The 20,046-nt window shown below is 67.4% G+C and carries 17 protein-coding genes; 16 read left to right on the top strand and 1 reads right to left on the bottom strand.

The features are described 5' to 3' along the window. Window positions 1–18: 18 nt before the first annotated feature. From ACW4E8_RS03205 to ACW4E8_RS03155, 11 genes are all read left to right on the top strand, one after another. Complete coding sequence (locus tag ACW4E8_RS03205) at window positions 19–1,023, top strand: Tim44 domain-containing protein (protein WP_456803190.1); 1,005 nt, start codon at window positions 19–21, stop codon at window positions 1,021–1,023. 129 nt (window positions 1,024–1,152) lie between these two features. Next, window positions 1,153–1,833 (top strand): ubiquinone biosynthesis accessory factor UbiJ, encoded by a 681-nt coding sequence (locus ACW4E8_RS03200; RefSeq protein ID WP_456803189.1) that lies wholly within the window; start codon window positions 1,153–1,155, stop codon window positions 1,831–1,833. A gap of 67 nt (window positions 1,834–1,900) precedes the next feature. Further along, entirely contained in the window at window positions 1,901–3,478 is a 1,578-nt protein-coding gene (gene ubiB / locus ACW4E8_RS03195; RefSeq protein ID WP_456803188.1) for a ubiquinone biosynthesis regulatory protein kinase UbiB, read from the top strand. Window positions 3,479–3,509: 31 nt separating this feature from the next. Continuing rightward, on the top strand, window positions 3,510–4,130 hold the full coding sequence (locus ACW4E8_RS03190) for a methyltransferase domain-containing protein (RefSeq protein WP_456803187.1): 621 nt from the start codon (window positions 3,510–3,512) through the stop codon (window positions 4,128–4,130). Window positions 4,131–4,424: 294 nt separating this feature from the next. Further along, window positions 4,425–5,861 carry a sodium:solute symporter family protein gene (locus tag ACW4E8_RS03185; RefSeq protein ID WP_456803186.1) on the top strand — a complete coding sequence of 479 codons (1,437 nt, stop codon included), beginning with the start codon at window positions 4,425–4,427 and terminating at the stop codon, window positions 5,859–5,861. Between the two features lie 164 nt (window positions 5,862–6,025). Then, window positions 6,026–6,367: an FmdB family zinc ribbon protein gene (locus ACW4E8_RS03180; protein WP_456803185.1), complete on the top strand. Its 342-nt coding sequence runs from the start codon at window positions 6,026–6,028 to the stop codon at window positions 6,365–6,367. Window positions 6,368–6,381: 14 nt separating this feature from the next. Further along, window positions 6,382–7,095: a DUF502 domain-containing protein gene (locus ACW4E8_RS03175; RefSeq protein ID WP_456803184.1), complete on the top strand. Its 714-nt coding sequence runs from the start codon at window positions 6,382–6,384 to the stop codon at window positions 7,093–7,095. A 65-nt stretch (window positions 7,096–7,160) separates the two neighbouring features. Beyond that, the gene (aspS, locus tag ACW4E8_RS03170) at window positions 7,161–8,966 is read left to right on the top strand and encodes an aspartate--tRNA ligase (RefSeq protein ID WP_456803183.1); all 1,806 of its coding nucleotides are present in this window, start codon (window positions 7,161–7,163) and stop codon (window positions 8,964–8,966) included. A gap of 212 nt (window positions 8,967–9,178) precedes the next feature. Continuing rightward, entirely contained in the window at window positions 9,179–10,090 is a 912-nt protein-coding gene (locus ACW4E8_RS03165; protein ID WP_456803182.1) for a hypothetical protein, read from the top strand. A 98-nt stretch (window positions 10,091–10,188) separates the two neighbouring features. Then, complete coding sequence (nudB, locus tag ACW4E8_RS03160) at window positions 10,189–10,671, top strand: dihydroneopterin triphosphate diphosphatase (protein WP_456803181.1); 483 nt, start codon at window positions 10,189–10,191, stop codon at window positions 10,669–10,671. After that, the gene (locus ACW4E8_RS03155; RefSeq protein ID WP_456803180.1) at window positions 10,668–11,450 is read left to right on the top strand and encodes an endonuclease/exonuclease/phosphatase family protein; all 783 of its coding nucleotides are present in this window, start codon (window positions 10,668–10,670) and stop codon (window positions 11,448–11,450) included. The genes nudB and ACW4E8_RS03155 overlap by 4 nt, the downstream gene beginning before the upstream one ends. A gap of 2 nt (window positions 11,451–11,452) precedes the next feature. On the opposite strand, the gene mobB is transcribed toward ACW4E8_RS03155, so the two are convergent. Continuing rightward, window positions 11,453–11,968, bottom strand: coding sequence for a molybdopterin-guanine dinucleotide biosynthesis protein B (mobB, locus tag ACW4E8_RS03150; protein WP_035822773.1), 516 nt, complete (start codon window positions 11,966–11,968; stop codon window positions 11,453–11,455). 94 nt (window positions 11,969–12,062) lie between these two features. On the opposite strand from mobB, the gene clsB reads away from it, so the two are divergent. The 5 genes from clsB (at window position 12,063) to ACW4E8_RS03125 (ending at window position 19,986) form a co-directional block, all read left to right on the top strand. Next, window positions 12,063–13,457 (top strand): cardiolipin synthase ClsB, encoded by a 1,395-nt coding sequence (gene clsB / locus ACW4E8_RS03145; protein ID WP_456803405.1) that lies wholly within the window; start codon window positions 12,063–12,065, stop codon window positions 13,455–13,457. A gap of 353 nt (window positions 13,458–13,810) precedes the next feature. Further along, window positions 13,811–14,401, top strand: a complete 591-nt coding sequence (locus ACW4E8_RS03140; RefSeq protein ID WP_026201385.1) for a TetR/AcrR family transcriptional regulator — start codon at window positions 13,811–13,813, stop codon at window positions 14,399–14,401. Between the two features lie 76 nt (window positions 14,402–14,477). Further along, a complete protein-coding gene (locus ACW4E8_RS03135; RefSeq protein WP_456803179.1) occupies window positions 14,478–16,265 on the top strand; it encodes an acyl-CoA dehydrogenase C-terminal domain-containing protein in 1,788 nt (595 codons plus the stop codon). A gap of 76 nt (window positions 16,266–16,341) precedes the next feature. Further along, window positions 16,342–18,765, top strand: coding sequence for a 3-hydroxyacyl-CoA dehydrogenase/enoyl-CoA hydratase family protein (locus tag ACW4E8_RS03130; protein WP_456803178.1), 2,424 nt, complete (start codon window positions 16,342–16,344; stop codon window positions 18,763–18,765). A gap of 21 nt (window positions 18,766–18,786) precedes the next feature. Continuing rightward, on the top strand, window positions 18,787–19,986 hold the full coding sequence (locus ACW4E8_RS03125; RefSeq protein WP_456803404.1) for an acetyl-CoA C-acyltransferase: 1,200 nt from the start codon (window positions 18,787–18,789) through the stop codon (window positions 19,984–19,986). Window positions 19,987–20,046 lie beyond the last annotated feature (60 nt).

Here is a 20,046-nt window from a genome sequence, read left to right as displayed (position 1 = left end):
GACAGGGGATAGCAGAATATGTCGTCATTTCGTGGAAAATTCCTGGTTGGGTCGCTGATTACCGCGATTGCCTTCGGGATGGTGTTCGACGCCAATGCCAAGCGCATGGGCGGTTCGCGCAGCGTCGGCAAGCAGTCGTCGACGGTCACGCAGCAGCGCCAGCAGGCGCCGCAGCCCACTTCGCCGACCCAGCAACCGGCCCAGCAGCCTAATCAGGCAGCCCCGGCTACGGCTGGCGCCGCTGGCGCGGCTGCCGCGGCAGCCCCCAAGCGCAACTGGGGCGGCATCCTGGGCGGCATCGCCGCCGGCCTGGGTATCGGCTGGCTGCTGTCGCACTTCGGCCTGGGCGGCGCGGCGTTGGGCTTCCTGTCCAACCTGATCCTGATCGCGCTGGTCGCGTTCGCGGCGATCTGGCTGATCCGCAAGTTCCGTGGCGGCAGCAAGCGCACCCAGCAGCCGGCCTACGCCGGTGCCGGCAACGCGCCGAACCTGGACCGCAACGCCGAGCCCATGCTGCGCGAGTCCGCGCCTTCGGTCAGCCCGTCGGTTACCCCGTCCACCAGCCCGGCCTCCGGCACGGTGATGCCGGCTGCGGCTGCGGCTGGCGCGGCGGTGGCCGCCGGTGCCGTGGCCCAGCAGCCGTGGGGCGTGCCGGCAGACTTCGACACCGAAGCCTTCCTGCGCAACGCCAAGGTCCACTTTGTGCGCCTGCAGGCCGCGTGGGATGCCGGCAACCTGGACGACATCCGCGAATTCACCACGCCGGAGATGTTCGCCGAGATCAAGATGGACCTGGCCGAGCGCGGCGCCGAGGTCAACAAGACCGACGTGGTCACGCTGGAAGCCCAGCTGCTCGGCATCGAGTCGGCCGCGGCCCAGCATATCGCCAGCGTGCGCTTCTCGGGCATGATCCGCGAGAAGTCCGGCGAGGCGGCCCAGCCGTTCGGCGAGGTCTGGAACCTGGCCAAGCCTGCCAGCGGCACCGGCGGCTGGCTGCTGGCCGGCATCCAGCAAGAGTCCTGATGCCGCACCCCGCGGCGGTGATGCGCCGGGGGGAGTAGCTTAGAATGGAGGCCCACGTGAAAGCGTGGGCCTTTTTTGTTTGGGACGCCCGACGTGCGGCGTCGCTGCCTGCCCGCCAACCGCGCTGTCATGAATACTCTGCCTTCCGCCCTGGCCATGCCCGCCATCTCGGCGCTGAACCACCTGCTTGAGCAGGAGCCGTGGGCCCGCAACCAGCTCACGCCGTTTGCCGGGCGCGTGATCCGCTTCGATGCCGCCGCCTTCGTGCTGTCGCTGAAGGTGACCGAACACGGCTGCACCGAACCGGCGCCAGAGGCCGAGGCGCCCGCAGTGACGCTGCGCGTGCCGGTGCAGCAGTGGCCGCTGGTGGCCGCCGACGTGGCCGAAGGCGGCCAGGCCGCCGCCATGCGCCATGTACGCATCGAGGGCGACGCCGAGCTGGCCAACACCGTCTCGACGCTGGCGCGCAACCTGCGCTGGGACGCCGCCGAAGACCTGTCGCGCGCGCTGCGCGGCATCCTGGGCGGGCCGGTGAGCGACAGCGTGGCGCAGCGCGTGGTCGATGGCGCGCGCCAGGTGCATGAGCAGGCCACGCGCGTTGGCCGCGCCCTGGTCGACAACGTCACCGACTACCTGCTGGACGAGCATCCGACCCTGGTGCGCCACGCCGCGCTCGATGCCTTCGGCGCCGACGTGGGCCGGCTGCGCGACAGCCTGGCCCGGCTCGAAAAACGGCTGGAGCGGCTGGAGCGCGTCGTCCCGCCGCCGGCATCCGGCCAGTCCGGCAAGCTGCCGTCGCCGCACCGCTGAGCCGGCCGCCCCCCGATCCCATCCACCACTAACGTGACTGCCTGCCCGGCCCTGTGAAGACTCCCGAATGACCCGCCTCCTGCGCCTTGGCAAAATTCTCTTCGTCATCCTCTACTATGGCCTGGACGAGCTGGTGCTCTCCGGCTTCCGCAGCCGCCGGATCCGCTTCCTGGTGAGCGTCATCACCATCGGGCGCAAGCTCGACATGCCGCGCGGCGAGCGCCTGCGGCTGGCGCTGACGCGGCTGGGCCCGATCTTCGTCAAGTTCGGCCAGGTGCTGTCGACCCGGCGCGACCTGATGCCGGCGGACATTGCCGATGAACTGGCCAAGCTGCAGGACCAGGTGCCGCCGTTCGATTCGGTGGTGGCGGTGAAGATCATCGAGCGCGCGCTGGGGCGGCCACTGGACCAGCTGTTCGAGACCTTCGAGCACCAGCCGGTGGCCAGCGCCTCGATCGCGCAGGTGCACTTCGCCACGCTCAAGGGCGGCCCCTGCCACGGCCGCGAGGTCGCGGTGAAGGTGCTGCGCCCGGGCATGCTGCCGGTGATCGACAGCGACCTGGCGCTGATGCGCGACATGGCCACCTGGCTGGAACGCTTCTGGGCCGACGGCAAGCGCCTGAAGCCGCGCGAGGTGGTGGCCGAGTTCGACAAATACCTGCACGACGAACTCGACCTGATGATCGAGGCGGCCAATGCCAGCCAGCTGCGCCGCAACTTTGCCGACACCAGCCTGCTGCTGGTGCCCGAGGTGTTCTGGGACTGGTGCAGCAGCACCGTGTTCGTGATGGAGCGCATGCACGGCATCCCGATCTCGCGCACTGAGTCGCTCAAGGCCGCCGGCGTGGACATGCACCACCTGGCGGAAGAGGGCGTCGAGATCTTCTTCACCCAGGTGTTCCGCGATGGTTTCTTCCATGCCGACATGCACCCGGGCAATATCCTGGTGTCGGTGCAGCCCGAGTCCTTCGGCCGCTATATCGCGCTGGACTTCGGCATCGTCGGCGCGCTGTCCGAGTTCGACAAGAACTACCTGGCGCAGAATTTCATCGCCTTCTTCCGGCGCGACTACCACCGCGTGGCGCTGCTGCACGTGGAGTCCGGCTGGGTGCCGCCCGATACCCGCGTCGAAGAGCTGGAAAGCGCGGTGCGCGCCTGCTGCGAGCCGTACTTCGACAAGCCGCTGAAGGAAATCTCGCTGGGCATGGTGCTGATGCGGCTGTTCCAGACCTCGCGCCGCTTCAATGTCGAGATCCAGCCGCAGCTGGTGCTGCTGCAGAAGACGCTGCTCAATATCGAAGGCCTGGGCCGCCAGCTCGACCCCGACCTGGACCTGTGGAAGACCGCCAAGCCTTTCCTGGAGCGCTGGATGCACGAGCAGGTGGGCTGGAAGGGCGCCTGGGAGCGGGTCAAGGTGGAGGCGCCGCTGTGGGCCAAGATGCTGCCCGACTTCCCGCGCCTGGCGCACCAGTTCCTGGAGCGGCGCGCGCTGACCAGCAACGGCGAGCAGGACAAGCTGCTGGCGATGCTGGTGGTGGAGCAGCGCCGCACCAACCGGCTGCTCGGCACCGGGCTGCTGTTGCTGGGCGGCTTTGTCGCCGGCATCGTGCTGACCCATGTGCTGGGCTGGGCCGGCTACTGGTAGCGCACCCGGGACTGATCCATCAGAGATGACCATGAGCGACACCGCCGAGCCTGCGCCGACCTTTGCCACCCGCAACGCCGCCGACCCGGCGTTCTGGGACGAGCGTTTCGAACAGGGCTTCACGCCCTGGGACCAGGGCGGCGTGCCCGATGAATTCCGGCAGTTCATTGAAGGCCGCGCGCCATGCCCGACCCTGGTGCCAGGCTGTGGCAACGGCTGGGAGGCCGCGTGGCTGTTCGAGCGTGGCTGGCCGGTGACGGCAATCGACTTCTCGCCACAGGCGGTCGCGTCGGCGCGGCGGACGCTGGGGCCGGCGGGGGTAGTGGTGCAGCAGGCCGATTTCTTTGCCTTCACGCCGCAGCCGGCGTGCGAGCTGATCTACGAACGGGCCTTCCTGTGCGCGCTGCCGCCGGCGATGCGGGCTGACTATGCCGCCCGGGTCGCGCAACTGCTGGCGCCGGGCGGCCTGCTGGCCGGCTACTTCTACCTGGGCGAAAACTGCGGCGGGCCGCCGTTCGCGATGCCGGCCGAGGAACTGGACGCGCTGCTGGCACCGGCCTTCGAGCAGCTTGAGGACCGGCCCTCGGCTGCGCCGCTGCCGGTGTTCCAGGGGCAGGAGCGCTGGCAGGTCTGGCGCCGCCGGTCCGGCTGAACCAGCCGCCGGCCAGCCCTTGTGGCGCAGGCGATGCTCCGCGTGGCGCATTTGCGCCAGCGGGGAATTTTTTTCGCCCACGCTGGTCTGCGTCGCTATAATCCGCGTTTTGATTCGGCTACGACCGCAGCCCCGGCCCCGTTTTCCGCCCAGCGCGAGAACTCCAGGCAGCTCGATATGCGGCCCCGACCGATGAATTGGACTCCGGGCAGATGCGCGCAAGCAACGTGCACCCATGCGCCGCCCGGCATTCGGTTTCTCGCCACAAGGGCACTTTCTGCATAGGGCAGCGGCATGCTGATCTGGTTCGTCATCATCTACTGGGTAATCTCGGTCGGCATCGGCCTGTGGGCGGCGCTGCGCGTACGCAACACCACCGATTTCGCCGTCGCCGGGCGCAGCCTGCCGTTCCATATCGTCACCGCCACCGTCTTCGCCACCTGGTTCGGCTCCGAGACGGTGCTGGGCATCCCCGCGGTATTTCTCAAGGAAGGCCTGTCGGGCGTGGTCTCCGACCCCTTCGGCTCGTCGCTGTGCCTGATCCTGGTGGGCCTGTTCTTCGCCCGGCCGCTGTACCGGATGAACTTGCTGACCATCGGCGACTACTACCACAACCGCTATGGCCGACTGGCCGAGGTGTTGACCACGCTGTGCATCGTGGTGTCCTACCTGGGCTGGGTGGCGGCGCAGATCAAGGCGCTTGGGCTGGTGTTCTATACCGTCTCGGACGGCGCGCTGTCGCAGGAGGCCGGCATGATGATCGGCGCCGCCAGCGTGCTGGTCTATACGCTGTTCGGCGGCATGTGGTCGGTGGCCATCACCGACTTCATCCAGATGATCATCATCGTGATCGGCATGCTCTATATCGGCTACGAGGTCAGCGGCCAGGCCGGCGGCGTCACGGCGGTGGTGTCGCACGCGGCCGCGGCCGGCAAGTTCGAGTTCCTGCCGTCGCTGGATCTCATCCAGATCATCGGCTTTGCGGCGGCGCTGTTCACCATGATGCTGGGCTCGATCCCGCAGCAGGACGTGTTCCAGCGCGTGACCTCGTCGCGCACCGAGCAGATCGCCGGGCGCGCCTCGGTGCTGGGCGGCGTGCTGTACTTCTGCTTTGCCTTTATCCCGATGTTCCTGGCGTATTCGGCCACGATGATCGACCCCGGCATGGTGGCCAAGTACATCGACACCGATTCGCAGCTGATCCTGCCGCAGCTGATCCTGCAGCACGCGCCCATGTTCGCCCAGGTGATGTTCTTCGGCGCGCTGCTGTCGGCGATCAAGAGTTGCGCCTCGGCCACGCTGCTGGCGCCATCGGTGACCTTTGCCGAGAACATCCTGCGCCCGTACTTCCGCCACCTCGACGACCGGCAGTTCCTGCGCGTGATGCAGGCCGTGGTGCTGGTGTTCACCGCGGTGGTGACGCTGTTCGCGCTCAACTCGCACCTGTCGATCTTCCATATGGTTGAAAATGCCTATAAGGTCACTTTGGTCTCGTCCTTCGTGCCATTGGCCTTCGGCATGTTCTGGAAGCACGCCACCCGCCAGGGCGGGCTGGCGGCGATCCTGCTGGGCCTGTCTTCCTGGCTGACCTGCGAGGTGGCCTTTGCCGATGCCGTGGTGCCGCCGCAATTGGTGGGCCTGCTGTTCTCGATCAGCGGCATGGTGATCGGTTCACTGCTGCCGCAGTGGATTGCAGATCACGCGCCGGTTAAGGAAGTCCATATCGCCTGACGCCCGGGGGTCCGCAACCCCCTCATTTCCGGCAATCAGGCAGCCCCGGAACGGTTTATAATTCAAGGCTTTGCATCGTCGCGCGGGAATTTCCCGCAGCCGCCATGGCCCGCGGCGATGTCCGCCTTTGTACCGATTCCGAAGTTTTCTCGCGAAATAACACCATGCCGATCTATGCCTACCGTTGCGACGCCTGCGGCCACGGGCGCGATGTGCTGCAGAAAATGAGCGATGCCCCGCTGCCGGACTGCCCGTCGTGCGGCGCCGCCGGCGCGTTCAAGAAACAGCTGACCGCTGCTGGTTTCCAGCTCAAGGGCTCGGGCTGGTACGTGACCGACTTCCGCGGCGGCGCCAGCGCGCCGGCAGCGACCGGCGCCGCGGGTGGCGCCGCTGCAGCGGCGGCCAGCGCCCCGGCGGCGGCTGAATCGCCGGCCAGTCCTGCCTCGTCCGCTTCGGCCACCCCCGCGGCCGCCGGCGGCTGCGGCAGCGCCTGCGCCTGCCATTGAGCCGGACCCGCCCCGTGGTTGCCAAGAAGACTTCCGCCCTGAAAACCTGGTTCCTGACCGGGCTGCTGGTGCTGGTGCCGCTGGGCATCACGCTGTGGGTGCTCAGCCTGATCATCGGCACGATGGACCAGAGCCTGGCGCTGCTGCCCGAGGCTTGGCGCCCGGACCGGCTGATGTTCGGCAAGCGCGTGACCGGTCTGGGCGCCATCCTGACGCTGCTGGTCATCCTGCTGGTCGGCCTGCTGGCGCATAACTTCATCGGCCAGCGCCTGGTGCGCTGGTGGGAAGCGCTGCTGGGCCATATCCCGGTGGTGGGCCCGATCTACACCAGCGTCAAGCAGGTCTCGGACACGCTGCTGTCGTCCTCGGGCAATGCCTTCCGCAAGGCGCTGCTGGTGCAGTACCCGCGCGAGGGCTCGTGGACCATCGCCTTCCTGACCGGGCGCCCCGGCGGCGACGTGCAGAACCACCTGCAGGGCGAATACGTCAGCGTCTACGTGCCGACCACGCCGAATCCGACCTCGGGCTTCTTCCTGATGATGCCCAAGGCCGACACCATCGAACTCGACATGACCGTCGACGCCGCGCTCAAGTACATCGTCTCGATGGGTGTGGTGGCACCGGCGGAATTGCCGCGCAAGAGCGGCAGCGTCCCCCGGCCGGCAGCCCCGGCCAGTCCGGCCGGCAGGGCCAGCAACGAGGAAACGGTCGAGACGACCGATCCTTAAGCATCCAATCTGATCACGGGCCGCCCGATGCGATCGGGCGGCCGCGTTTTACCGGGAATTTCCTTATGTCCTCCATGCGTACTCACTACTGCGGTCTGGTGACCGAACAATTCTCGGGCCAGGAAGTGGCCCTGACCGGCTGGGTCCAGCGCCGCCGCGACCATGGCGGCGTGATCTTCATCGACCTGCGCGACCGCGAAGGCCTGGTGCAGGTGGTGTGCGATCCGGATCGCCCCGAGATGTTCAAGGCCGCGGAAGAGATCCGCAATGAGTTCTGCATCCGCGTCACCGGCAAGGTCCGTCCGCGCCCGGCCGGCACCGAGAACGCCAACCTGACCTCGGGCAAGATCGAGGTGCTGTGCCATGAGCTGACCGTGCTGAACCCGTCGGTCACGCCCCCGTTCCAGCTCGACGACGACAACCTGTCGGAAACCACGCGCCTGACGCACCGCGTGCTGGACCTGCGCCGCCCGCAGATGCAGTACAACCTGCGCCTGCGCTACAAGGTGGCGATGGAAGTGCGCAAGTACCTGGACGCCCAGGGCTTTATCGACATCGAGACCCCGATGCTGGGCAAGAGCACGCCCGAAGGCGCGCGCGACTACCTGGTGCCGTCGCGGGTGAACCCGGGCCACTTCTTCGCGCTGCCGCAGTCGCCGCAGATCTTCAAGCAGATGCTGATGGTCTCGGGCTTCGACCGCTACTACCAGATCACCAAGTGCTTCCGCGACGAAGACCTGCGTGCCGACCGCCAGCCCGAGTTCACGCAGATCGACTGCGAAACGTCGTTCCTGAGCGAGCAGGAGATCCGCGACCTGTTCGAGGACATGATGCGCACGGTGTTCAAGAATGCGATCGACGTCGACCTGGACGCCTTCCCGGTGATGGAGTTCCGCGAGGCCATGGCCCGCTTCGGCTCGGACAAGCCTGACCTGCGCGTCAAGCTGGAATTCACCGAGCTGACCGAGGTGATGAAGGACGTCGACTTCAAGGTGTTCTCGGGCCCGGCCAACAGCGACAACGGCCGCGTGGTCGGCCTGCGCGTACCGGGCGGCGGCCAGATCTCGCGCGGCGAGATCGACGCCTACACTCAGTTCGTCGGCATCTACGGCGCCAAGGGCCTGGCCTGGATCAAGGTCAACGAAGTGGCCAAGGGCCGCGACGGCCTGCAATCGCCGGTCGTCAAGAACCTGCACGACGCCGCCATTGCCGAGATCCTCAAGCGCACCGGCGCCCAGGACGGCGACATCATCTTCTTCGGCGCCGACAAGGCCAAGGTGGTCAACGACTCGATCGGCGCGCTGCGCCTGAAGGTCGGCCATTCTGACTTCGGCAAGGCCAACGGCCTGTTCGAAGACACCTGGAAGCCGCTGTGGGTGGTCGACTTCCCGATGTTCGAGTACGACGAGGAAGACGCGCGCTGGGTGGCCATGCACCACCCATTCACCAGCCCCAAGGACGAGCACCTGGAATACCTGGAGACCGACCCGGGCAAGTGCGTGGCCAAGGCCTACGACATGGTGCTGAACGGCTGGGAAATGGGCGGCGGCTCGGTGCGGATCTTCCGTTCGGACATCCAGAGCAAGGTGTTCCGCGCGCTCAACATCAACGATGAGGAAGCCCGTGCCAAGTTCGGCTACCTGCTGGACGCGCTGCAGTACGGCGCGCCCCCGCACGGCGGCCTGGCCTTCGGCCTGGACCGCATCGTCACGATGATGGCCGGCGCCGACTCGATCCGCGACGTGATCGCCTTCCCGAAGACCCAGCGCGCCCAGGACCTGCTGACCCAGGCCCCGAGCTCGGTCGACGAGAAGCAACTGCGCGAGCTGCATATCCGCCTGCGCGCCGCCGAGCCCAAGCCGACGGCCTGAGTTGCCTGAAGCCCGCAAGGAAGCCGCGCAATTGCGCGGCTTTTTTGCTTTATGCGCAACGTCGGGTCGACTGCGCTGTGAGGCGCGCGGCGCATTGGTTTCGATTTGTTACCGGTCGGAACGAAGGGCGCCGCGGCGGGGTCTGCTCTCTTTGACACGTAATTTGCCGAGGGGCCTCGCAATGAAGGCTTCCGGCACTCGGGAGGAAATTCGTGACCCTGGATATCGACCTGATCCGCCAGTTCCTGCTGGCCCATGACCAAACCATCCTGACCTGGCTGGTGGCCGGGTTGCTAATGATGCTGCTGGCGCGCTTCGAGCTGCGCCGCGCCGTGCGCCGCTCGGCGCAGGCCATGTCTGAATCGGTGGCGACCACCGTGGCGGCCTGCGTGCCCGACATCGCCCATGCGGTGCAGTCGGCCGCGCCCGCCGCGGCGGCTGAGCCGGTGGAAATGCAGCGCGCCGAAGCGTTGCGCCGGCTGGCGCTGGATACCGTCGGCGTGGTCATGACGCGCGGGCGCTGGCTGGACGAGCTCGGCAACCTGCGCCTGGCCGACGACGCCTTGCTGGCCGGCCAGCGCGCCGATGGCGCCGACCCGCTGCTGGTGGTGGCGCCGCAGCCGGTGGTGCAGGCCTACCTGGATGCGCAGCGCGTGTTCGAGGACGAGGCCGCGCAGGTGCAGGCGCTGCGCCGCGATGCCCAGCGCGTGCAGGAGGCGCTGCAGGCCCTGGACGCCGAGGTTGCCCATATCGAGCAGGAAACCGGCAGCATCGTGCTGCGTTTCGAGCAGGTCAATGCGCAGGCGGCGCAGGGCATGGATGGCGGCGACTACCAGCGCTTCCTGATCCAGAAGTACAACGCGCTGGGACAGCGAGAGAAGGAAATCGCGCTGGAGCGCACACGGCTGCAGGGCGAGGTCCGGCACCGCGCCGACGCCCTGGCCACGCACGCGCATGGCGCGTCCAAGCGCTACCGCCAGGCGCTGGCGCCGCTGATGGACCAGCTGCGTGCCGCCTGGGGCCACGGCGATTCGCCACAGGTGTTCGACACCTGGCAGCGCACCGCCGCCGACGAGCCGTACCTGGCACCCCATGCCACGCATAGCGCGCGCAGCGCCGCCTGAAGGCCGCCGAGGGCCGCCTCGGGCGGGCGCCGCCACGCTTTCGCGTGGCAACGTGGCGTGGCTGCGCTATCCTTGGGTTTGTCCTTTCGCCCAGACCCATGTCCTACAAGATCCCGGAATCCGTGCTGGTGGTGATTTACACGCCAGATCTTCAAGTCTTGCTGCTGGAACGCGCCGATCGCCCGGGGTTCTGGCAGTCCGTGACCGGCAGCCTCGACACCCTGGACGAACCCCTGGCCCTGACCGCCGCGCGTGAAGTGGCCGAGGAAACCGGCATCATCGCCGGCGAGCACCAGCTGACCGACTGGGCCCACACCATCCAGTACGAGATCTACCCGCAGTGGCGCCACCGCTACGCCGAAGGCGTCACGCGCAATACCGAGCACTGGTTCGGGCTGCGCGTGTCCGGGGCGCTGCCGGTGACGCTGGCGCCATGCGAACACCTGCAATACCAGTGGCTGCCGTGGGAGCAGGCGGCGCAGCAGTGCTTTTCCAGCAGCAATGCCGAGGCCATCCGCCAGCTGGCCTGGCGCGCGGCCGGTGCTGGCGAGCGGCAGGCGGTGTACGGAGCGCAGCCATGAAGCTGCGCGTGGTCACCTACAACATCCACAAGGGAGTGACCGGCCTCTCGCGGCGCCCGCGCATCCAGAACGTGCGCGCCGGCCTGCATGCGATGGATGCGGACATCGTCTTCCTGCAGGAAGTGCAGGACCGCAACGACCGGCTGGTGGCCGCGGCGCTGTTCGATCCGGAGCATACGCAGCTCAACTACCTGGCCACTGACGCCTATCCGCACTCGGTCTACGGACGCAACGCGGTCTATGACTACGGCCATCACGGCAACGCGATCCTGTCGCGCCACCCGATCCTGATGTCCGAAAACCTCGATATTTCCGACCACCGTTTCGAGCAGCGCGGGCTGCTGCATGCGGTGGCGGACGTCCATGGCATCGAGACCCACCTGATCTGCGTGCACTTTGGCCTGTTCGCCCGCAGCCGCGTGCGCCAGGCCGAGGCGCTGGTCGAGCGCGTGCGCACTGTGGTGCCGAACGGCGTGCCGCTCGTGATCGCCGGCGACTTCAACGACTGGAACCACCGGCTCGATGCACAGATCTGCAATACGCTGGGCGCGGTCGAGGCCTCGCACGCGCGCGGTGCGCGTCTGCATACCTTCCCCAGCCATATGCCGTGGTGGCAGCTCGACCGAATCTATGTGCGCGGCTATGAGATCGAGCGCGCGCATGCGCTGACCGGCCGCGACTGGGCGCAGCGCTCGGACCACGTGCCGCTGGTGGCGGAACTGGGACATCCGCAGGGCGAGTTGGCCATGCCCGCGGAGCCCGCCGGCAAGGCCGCCTGAATTCAGCGCGCGCGGTCCGGATAGTCGCGGATGAAGGCGAACACCGCCTGCGGGTCGTTCAGGTCCAGCACCGGCAGCGCGGTCATGGCGGCCACCGCGGCAGGGTCGTCGCTTGCCACCGCCACCACGCCCGGCACCTCGTCCCACAGCGGCGTGCGCCCCAGTGCCGGGCGATACACCTCCAGCTTGGGAAAATCACTGCGCTTGTAGCCTTCCACCAGCACCAGTTCGGTGTCGGCCGGCAGCACGGCGAGCGCATCGTCCAGTTCAGGCGAGGGCACCGCTTCCGGGTAGTGGCGCATCAGTGTCAGGTGGCGAGCGCCGACCAGCACGACATTGGCGCAGCCGGCCTCGCGCATGCGCCAGGAGTCCTTGCCGGGCGTGTCGGGGTCAAAGCCGTGGTGGGTGTGCTTGACGCCGGCCACGCGCAGGCCGGCGGCGACGAAACAGGGGATGAGCTGGTCCAGCAGCGTGGTCTTGCCGCTGCCGGACGATCCGGTAATGCCGAATACCTTCACAATGGGTTCCGTGGGGGGGCGTCAGTCGTCGATTGCCCGTCGCTGGCTGCGCGGGCAAGCATCAGTATCGACGATAGCAGAGATGCGCCTGCCAATGTGCGCGCGGCGCCTTGCGTCAGGCAATCTGTCCGATAATCACGGCATGTCACGGATATCCCACTCCGCTCATGCCGACGGCCCCGAGATCCCGGCGGACCGCGCGGCAGGCCAGGCCGCGCACGCCGACGCCCGCGCGCACGACCCGGCCGCGGCCGGCGATCACGCGCCGCGCCGCCGCATGCTGCGCTGGACCTGGCGCCGCGGCAAGCCCACCACTGGCAATGCGGTGCGGCTGCTGCACGGCGGCCAGGACTTCTTCCCCGCGCTGATCGCCGCCATCGACCAGGCCGCGTTCCAGGTGATGCTGGAAACCTACATCTATGCCGATGACGAGGTCGGCCGCGCGGTCAGCGACGCGCTGATCCGCGCCGCCGCGCGCGGCGTGACGGTGCGCGTGACGGTGGACGGATTCGGCGCCGGCGACATGCCGGCCGAGCTGGCCGCGCGGCTGCGCGCCGGCGGCGTGCAACTGCGCGTCTTTCGCATGCTGCGCGGCTTCCGGCTGGCGCGGCGCCACCTGCGCCGGCTGCACCGCAAGCTGGCAGTGATCGACTGGCGCGTGGCCTTTGTCGGCGGCATCAATATCATCGACGACCACAACCACGGCCCGTTCGAAGGCGCCAACCTGGGGCCGCGCTATGACTTCGCGGTGCAGGTCAGCGGCCCGCTGGTGGACGGCATTGCGCTGTCCGCCGAGCGGCTCTGGTGGCGGTTGTCGCTGCGCGATACGCACGGAGCCGAACGCGCCGCCGCGGTGGCCGATTACCCGCTGGTCACCGACCTGCCGCCGCGCCCGGAAGCCGCGGGCGGCGTACGCGCCGCGCTGCTGCTGCGCGACAACCTGCGCAACCGCCGCACCATCGAGCGCGAATACCTGCGCGCGCTGGGCGCCGCGCGCCACGACGTGATCCTTGCCAACGCCTACTTCCTGCCTGGCCACAAGATGCGGCGCGCGCTGCTGGCCTGCCGCGCGCGCGGCGTGCGCGTGCGGCTGCTGCTGCAGGGCCGGGTCGAATACCGGCTGCAGCACTACGCCACCCATGCGCTGTACGCCTCGCTGCTGGAGGTCGGCGTCGAGATCTACGAGTATGCCGAGAGCTTCCTGCACGCCAAGGTGGGCGTGGTGGACGAGGCCTGGGCCACGGTCGGGTCGAGCAATATGGACCCGTTCAGCCTGCTGCTTGCGCGCGAAGCCAACGTCGCCGTTTATGATGCGGCCTTCGCCGCTGAACTGCGTACCGCGCTGGAATACGCCATTGCGCACCGCAGCGTGCGCGTGATGCCGGAGGTGCATGCGCGCCGCTCGCCGCTGCACCGGCTGGCCAACTGGGCGGCCTATACGCTGCTGCGCCTGGGCGTGATCATTGCCGGCGTGACCGGGCGCTACTGAGCCCGCCACGCGCACTGTGTGCATGCATTTGCTGCCATGCGGCATCGAACAGGCTGCAACCGGTTGCAGCGCAAGCCGTGACGGACATGCTGCATTGCAGTCCGTTTAGAAACAGCGGTCTAATTAAAAGCTTGATGGTCGACTGCTGCGCCAGAATAATCTGAACGACCGTTCTTTTTTGGCTTAGACTGCGTGCATTCGCGGTATGCACCGGCAATTCCGCCGGTCGGCCGCAAGCAAAGAATGCAACGTCAGGGTCATACGCGGGGCCGCAGCAGGGCCCCGCAGAACGGAGAAAAAACATGCGACACCAGTCAGCCCGTCTCGAATCCGCCGCCGCCTCTCCCGCGCCCATGCGCAAGGGTGAAATGACGCGCGTGGCGATTCTGGATGCCGCACTGGAATTGTCGTCCCGCGACGGGCTCGAAGGTCTGACCATCGGGCTGCTCGCGGAACGCATGCAGATGAGCAAGAGCGGTGTCTTCGCGCATTTCGGTTCGCGCGAAGACCTGCAGGTAGAGGTGGTGCGGGAGTATCACCGCCGGTTCGAGCAGGAGGTGTTCTACCCCTCGCTGCAGGAGCCGCGCGGCCTGCCCCGGCTGTGGTCGATGGTGCGGCGCTGGATGGAGAAGCGCATCCAGGAAGTGACGACTGGATGCATCTACATCAGCGGCGCCGTGGAGTACGACGACCGTGCCGGCAGCCTGGTGCGTGACGAGCTGGTCAAGAGCGTCACCATCTGGCGGGCAGCGCTCACGCGCGCCATCAACCAGGCGCGGGAGGAGGGGCACCTGCGCGCGGACTGCGATCCGCGCCTGATGCTGTTCGAGATGTACAGCCTTGAACTAGGCTTGCATCATGACGCCCGTTTCCTGCGCCTGCCTGACAGTGCCGAGCTTGCCATGGTCGCGCTCAACAAACTGATTCAGTCTTACCGTACCTGAGGTCGCCCCGGTCGGACCGTATCGCGCAAGCGGGACGGGCGGCGTGGCGGCATCGCACAACTCCAAGGAGTCTCAGATGGGCCAGTACACCGCACCGTTGCGCGACATGCAGTTCGTGCTCCATGAACTGCTCGGCGCCGAAGCCGAACTCAAGGCGATGCCGCCGCACGCGGACATCGACGCGGACACCATCAACCAGGTCATCGAAGAAGCCGGCAAGTTCTGCTCGGACGTCGTGTTCCCGCTCAACCAGGTGGGCGACCGCGAAGGCTGCACCTACGTCGGCGACGGCGTGGTCAAGGCGCCCACCGGCTTCAAGGAAGCCTACCAGCAGTACGTCGAAGCCGGCTGGCCGGCGCTCGCCTGCGATCCCGAATTCGGCGGCCAGGGCCTGCCGATCGTGATCAACAATGTGGTCTACGAGATGCTGAACTCGGCCGGCCAGGCCTGGACCATGTACCCGGGCCTGTCGCACGGCGCGTACGAAGCGCTGCACGCGCACGGCACGCCCGAACTGCAGCAGGCCTACCTGCCCAAGCTGGTCTCCGGCGTGTGGACCGGCACCATGTGCCTGACCGAGCCGCACTGCGGCACCGACCTCGGCATCCTGCGTTCCAAGGCAGAGCCGCAGGCTGACGGTTCGTACCTGATCTCGGGCACCAAGATCTTCATCTCGGCCGGCGAGCACGACATGGCCGAGAACATCATCCACCTGGTGCTGGCACGCCTGCCGGACGCGCCGGGCGGCACCAAGGGCATCTCGCTGTTCGTGGTGCCCAAGTTCATCCCCGATGCCAACGGCAACCCGGGCGAGCGCAACGGCATCAAGTGCGGCTCGATCGAGCACAAGATGGGCATCCACGGCAACGCCACCTGCGTGATGAACCTGGATGGCGCGCGCGGCTGGCTGGTGGGCGAGCCCAACAAGGGCCTGAACGCCATGTTCGTGATGATGAACGCCGCGCGCCTGGGCGTGGGCGCGCAGGGCCTGGGCCTGACCGAAGTGGCGTACCAGAACTCGCTGGCCTACGCCAAGGACCGCCTGCAGATGCGCGCGCTGACCGGCCCGAAGGCGCCGGACAAGCCCGCCGACCCGATCATCGTGCATCCGGACGTGCGCCGCATGCTGCTGACGCAAAAGGCCTATGTCGAAGGCGGCCGCGCCTTCAGCTACTGGACCGCGCTGCAGATCGACCGCGAGTTGTCGCACCCTGAGGAAGCCGTGCGCAAGCAGGCCGGCGACCTGGTCGCGCTGCTCACGCCGGTGATCAAGGCCTTCCTGACCGACAACGCTTTCACGTCCACCAATGAGGGCATGCAGGTGTTCGGCGGCCACGGCTACATCGCCGAGTGGGGCATGGAACAGTATGTGCGCGATGCGCGCATCAACATGATCTACGAAGGCACCAACACCATCCAGGCGCTGGACCTGCTGGGCCGCAAGATCCTGGGCGACATGGGCGCCAGGATGAAGGCCTTCGGCAAGATCGTGCAGGCGTTCGTGGAAGCCGAAGGCACCAACGAAGCCATGCAGGAGTTCATCAACCCGCTGGCCGACATTGGCGACAAGGTGCAGAAGCTGACCATGGAAATCGGCATGAAGGCGATGGGCAATGCCGATGAGGTGGGCGCCGCCGCGGTGCCGTACCTGCGCGTGGTGGGCCACCTGGTGTTCTCGTACTTCTGGGCCCGCATGGCCAAGATCGCGCTGGAGAAGGAAGGCAGCGGCGACAAGTTCTACACCGCCAAGCTGGCGACCGCACGCTTCTACTTTGCCAAGCTGCTGCCGGAAACCGCCGCCGAGATCCGCAAGGCACGCGCCGGTTCGGCCACGCTGATGGCGCTGGACGCAGACCTGTTCTGAGTCGACTCTACCCGTCGTTCCCGGCCGGGAACGACGGCTTCGCATCTATCTAACGCTCACTAATCCAGGAGCGAGCATGTCCAATTTCATCGTCAAGAAAGTCGCCGTGCTGGGTGCCGGCGTCATGGGGGCGCAGATCGCCGCCCACCTGATCAATGCGCGCGTGCCGGTGGTGCTGTTTGACCTTCCCGCCAAGGAAGGCCCCAAGAACGGCATCGCGCTGCGCGCCATCGAGAACCTGAAGAAGCTCTCGCCCGCGCCGCTGGGCATCAAGGAAGAGGCCGGCCTGATCCAGGCGGCCAACTACGAAGACGACATCGCGCTGCTCAAGGAATGCGACCTGGTGATCGAGGCGATCGCCGAGCGCATGGACTGGAAGCACGACCTGTACAAGAAGGTCGCGCCGCACCTGGCCTCGCACGCGATCTTCGCCACCAACACCTCGGGCCTGTCGATTACAGCGCTGTCCGACGGGTTTGATGCCGACCTGAAGTCGCGCTTCTGCGGCGTGCACTTCTTCAACCCGCCGCGCTACATGCACCTGGTCGAACTGATCCCGACCGCGACCACGCAGCCGCAGATCCTCGACCAGCTTGAAGCGTTCCTGACCACCACGCTCGGCAAGGGCGTGGTGCGCGCCAAGGACACGCCCAACTTCATCGCCAACCGCGTCGGCATCTTCTCGATCCTGGCCGTGTTTGCCGAAGCCGAGAAGTTCGGCATCCCGTTCGACGTGGTCGATGACCTGACCGGCTCCAAGCTGGGCCGCGCCAAGTCCGCCACCTTCCGCACCGCGGACGTGGTCGGCCTGGACACCATGGCGCACGTGATCAAGACCATGCAGGACACCCTGCACGACGACCCGTTCGCGCCGGTGTACAAGACCCCGGCCGTGCTCAAGGGCCTGGTCGACGCGGGCGCGCTGGGCCAGAAGACCGGCGCCGGCTTCTACAAGAAGGAAGGCAAGGCCATCAAGGTGCTCGACGCCAAGACCGGCCAGTATGTCGATGCCGGCAAGAAGGCCGACGAGATCGTGGTGCGCATGCTGAAGAAGGATGCGGCCGAGCGCATCAAGCTGCTGCGCGAGTCGACCAACCCGCAGGCGCAGTTCCTGTGGGCAGTGTTCCGCGACGTGTTCCACTACATCGCCGTGTACCTGGAGCAGATCGCCGGTTCCGCCGCCGACATCGACCTGGCGATCCGCTGGGGCTTCGGCTGGAACTCGGGTCCGTTCGAAGACTGGCAGTCGGCCGGCTGGAAGCAGGTGGCCGAGTGGGTGAAGGAAGACGTGGAAGCCGGCAAGGCGTTGTCGGCCGCGCCGCTGCCGGCATGGGTATTCGAGGGCCCGGTGGCAGAGAACCAGGGTGTGCATGCCGCCGCCGGTTCGTGGTCGCCGGCGACGCAGTCGTTCGTCGCGCGCAGCACGCTGCCGGTGTATCAGCGCCAGGCATTCCGTGCCGCGATCAAGGGCACTGCCGCGGCCGATCCGCGCAAGGCCGGCCGCACCGTCGAAGAGAACGACGCCGTGCGCATCTGGGTGAGCGAAGGCCAGGACGACGTGCTGGTGGTCTCGTTCAAGAGCAAGATGAACACCATCGGGCCGGACGTGATCGACGGCCTGACCCGCGCCATCGACCTGGCCGAAGCCGGGTACAAGGGCCTGGTGGTGTGGCAGCCGACCTCGCTGCAGCTGGGCGCGCCGGGTGGCCCGTTCTCCGCCGGCGCCAACCTTGAAGCGGCCATGCCCGCCTTCATGATGGGCGGCGCCAAGGGCATCGAGCCGTTCGTGAAGAAGTTCCAGGACGGCATGATGCGCGTGAAGTACGCCTCGGTGCCGGTGGTGTCCGCGGCGTCCGGCATTGCGCTGGGCGGCGGCTGCGAGCTGATGCTGCATTCGGCTTCGCGCGTGGCCGCACTGGAGACGTATATCGGCCTGGTCGAAGTGGGCGTGGGCCTGGTGCCGGCCGGCGGTGGCCTGAAGGAAGCCGCGCTGGCAGCCGCACGCGCGGCACAGGCCGCAGGCAGCACCAACACCCTGCAGTTCCTGACCAGCCGCTTCCAGAGCGCGGCCATGGCCAAGGTCTCGGCCTCGGCGCTGGAAGCGCGCCAGATGGGCTACCTGCAGCCGTCCGACAAGATCGTCTTCAACGTGCATGAGCTGCTGTACGTGGCGCAGAACGAAGTGCGCGCGCTGGCCAACGCCGGCTACCGCGCGCCGCTGCCGACGCTGGTCCCGGTGGCCGGCCGCTCCGGCGTTGCCACCATCAAGGCATCGCTGGTCAATATGCGCGACGGCGGCTTTATCTCGGCGCACGACTTCCTGATTGCCGCGCGCATTGCTGAAGTGGTGTGCGGCGGCGACGTCGAGGCCGGCTCGCTGGTGAGCGAGGACTGGCTGCTGGCGCTGGAGCGCAAGGCCTTTGTCGACCTGCTCGGCACCAGCAAGACGCAGGAGCGCATCATGGGCATGCTGCAGACCGGCAAGCCGGTGCGTAACTAACAGGGCAAGCGAGGAACCGACATCATGAAACAACTGCAAGACGCATATATCGTTGCGGCCACCCGCTCGCCGATCGGCAAGGCCCCGAAGGGCGCGTTCAAGAACACGCGCCCGGACGACCTGCTGGCCACCATCCTGAAGGCCGCTGTGGCGCAGGTGCCGGACCTGGACCCGAAGCTGATCGAGGACGCCATCGTCGGCTGCGCGATTCCCGAGGCGCAGCAGGGCCTGAACGTGGCCCGCATCGGCGCGCTGCTGTCGGGCCTGCCCAATACCGTGGGCGGCATCACCGTCAATCGCTTCTGCGCCTCGGGCGTGAGCGCGGTGGCGATGGCGGCCGACCGCATCCGCGTGGGCGAGTCCGACGTGATGATCGCCGCCGGCGTGGAATCGATGAGCATGGTGCCGATGATGGGCAACTCGCCGTCGATGTCGCCGGAGATCTTCACCCGCGACGAGAACGTGGGCATCGCCTACGGCATGGGCCTGACTGCCGAGAAGGTGGCGCAGCAATGGCAGGTCAGCCGCGAGGACCAGGATGCGTTCTCGCTGGCCTCGCACCAGAAGGCCATCGCCGCGCAGCAGGCCGGCGAGTTCAAGGACGAGATCACGCCGATCGAGATTGTTGAGCGCTTCCCGGACCTCGCCAGCGGCCAGGTGAACGTGAAGACGCGCACGATCTCGCTGGACGAAGGCCCGCGCCCGGAAACCTCGCTGGAAGGCCTGGGCAAGCTGCGCCCGGTGTTTGCCAACAAGGGCAGCGTCACCGCCGGCAACAGCTCGCAGACCTCCGACGGCGCCGGCGCGCTGATCCTGGTCTCGGAAAAGATCCTCAAGCAGTTCAACCTGGTGCCGCTGGCGCGCTTCGTCTCGTTCGCGGTGCGCGGCGTGCCGCCCGAGATCATGGGCATCGGCCCCAAGGAAGCGATTCCGGCAGCGCTGAAGGCCGCGGGCCTGACCCAGGACCAGCTCGACTGGATCGAACTGAATGAAGCCTTTGCCGCGCAGTCGCTGGCGGTGATGCGCGATCTGCAACTGGATCCGGCCAAGGTCAACCGCATGGGCGGCGCGATTGCGCTGGGCCACCCGCTGGGTGCCACCGGTGCGATCCGTTCGGCCACGGTGGTGCACGCGCTGCGCCGCCACAACCTGAAGTACGGCATGGTGACCATGTGCGTCGGTACGGGCATGGGCGCCGCAGGCATCTTCGAGCGCGTCTAAACGCGCCTGCGGGACGGTCCCTCGGGACTGTCCCGCCCTTCTGCATCAGGTGAAGAAAGC

The sequence above is a fragment of the Cupriavidus sp. CP313 genome, from assembly GCF_054072015.1.
Note: the sequence above shows the minus strand (reverse complement) of the source record. Positions and strands in the feature narration are given on the sequence as shown.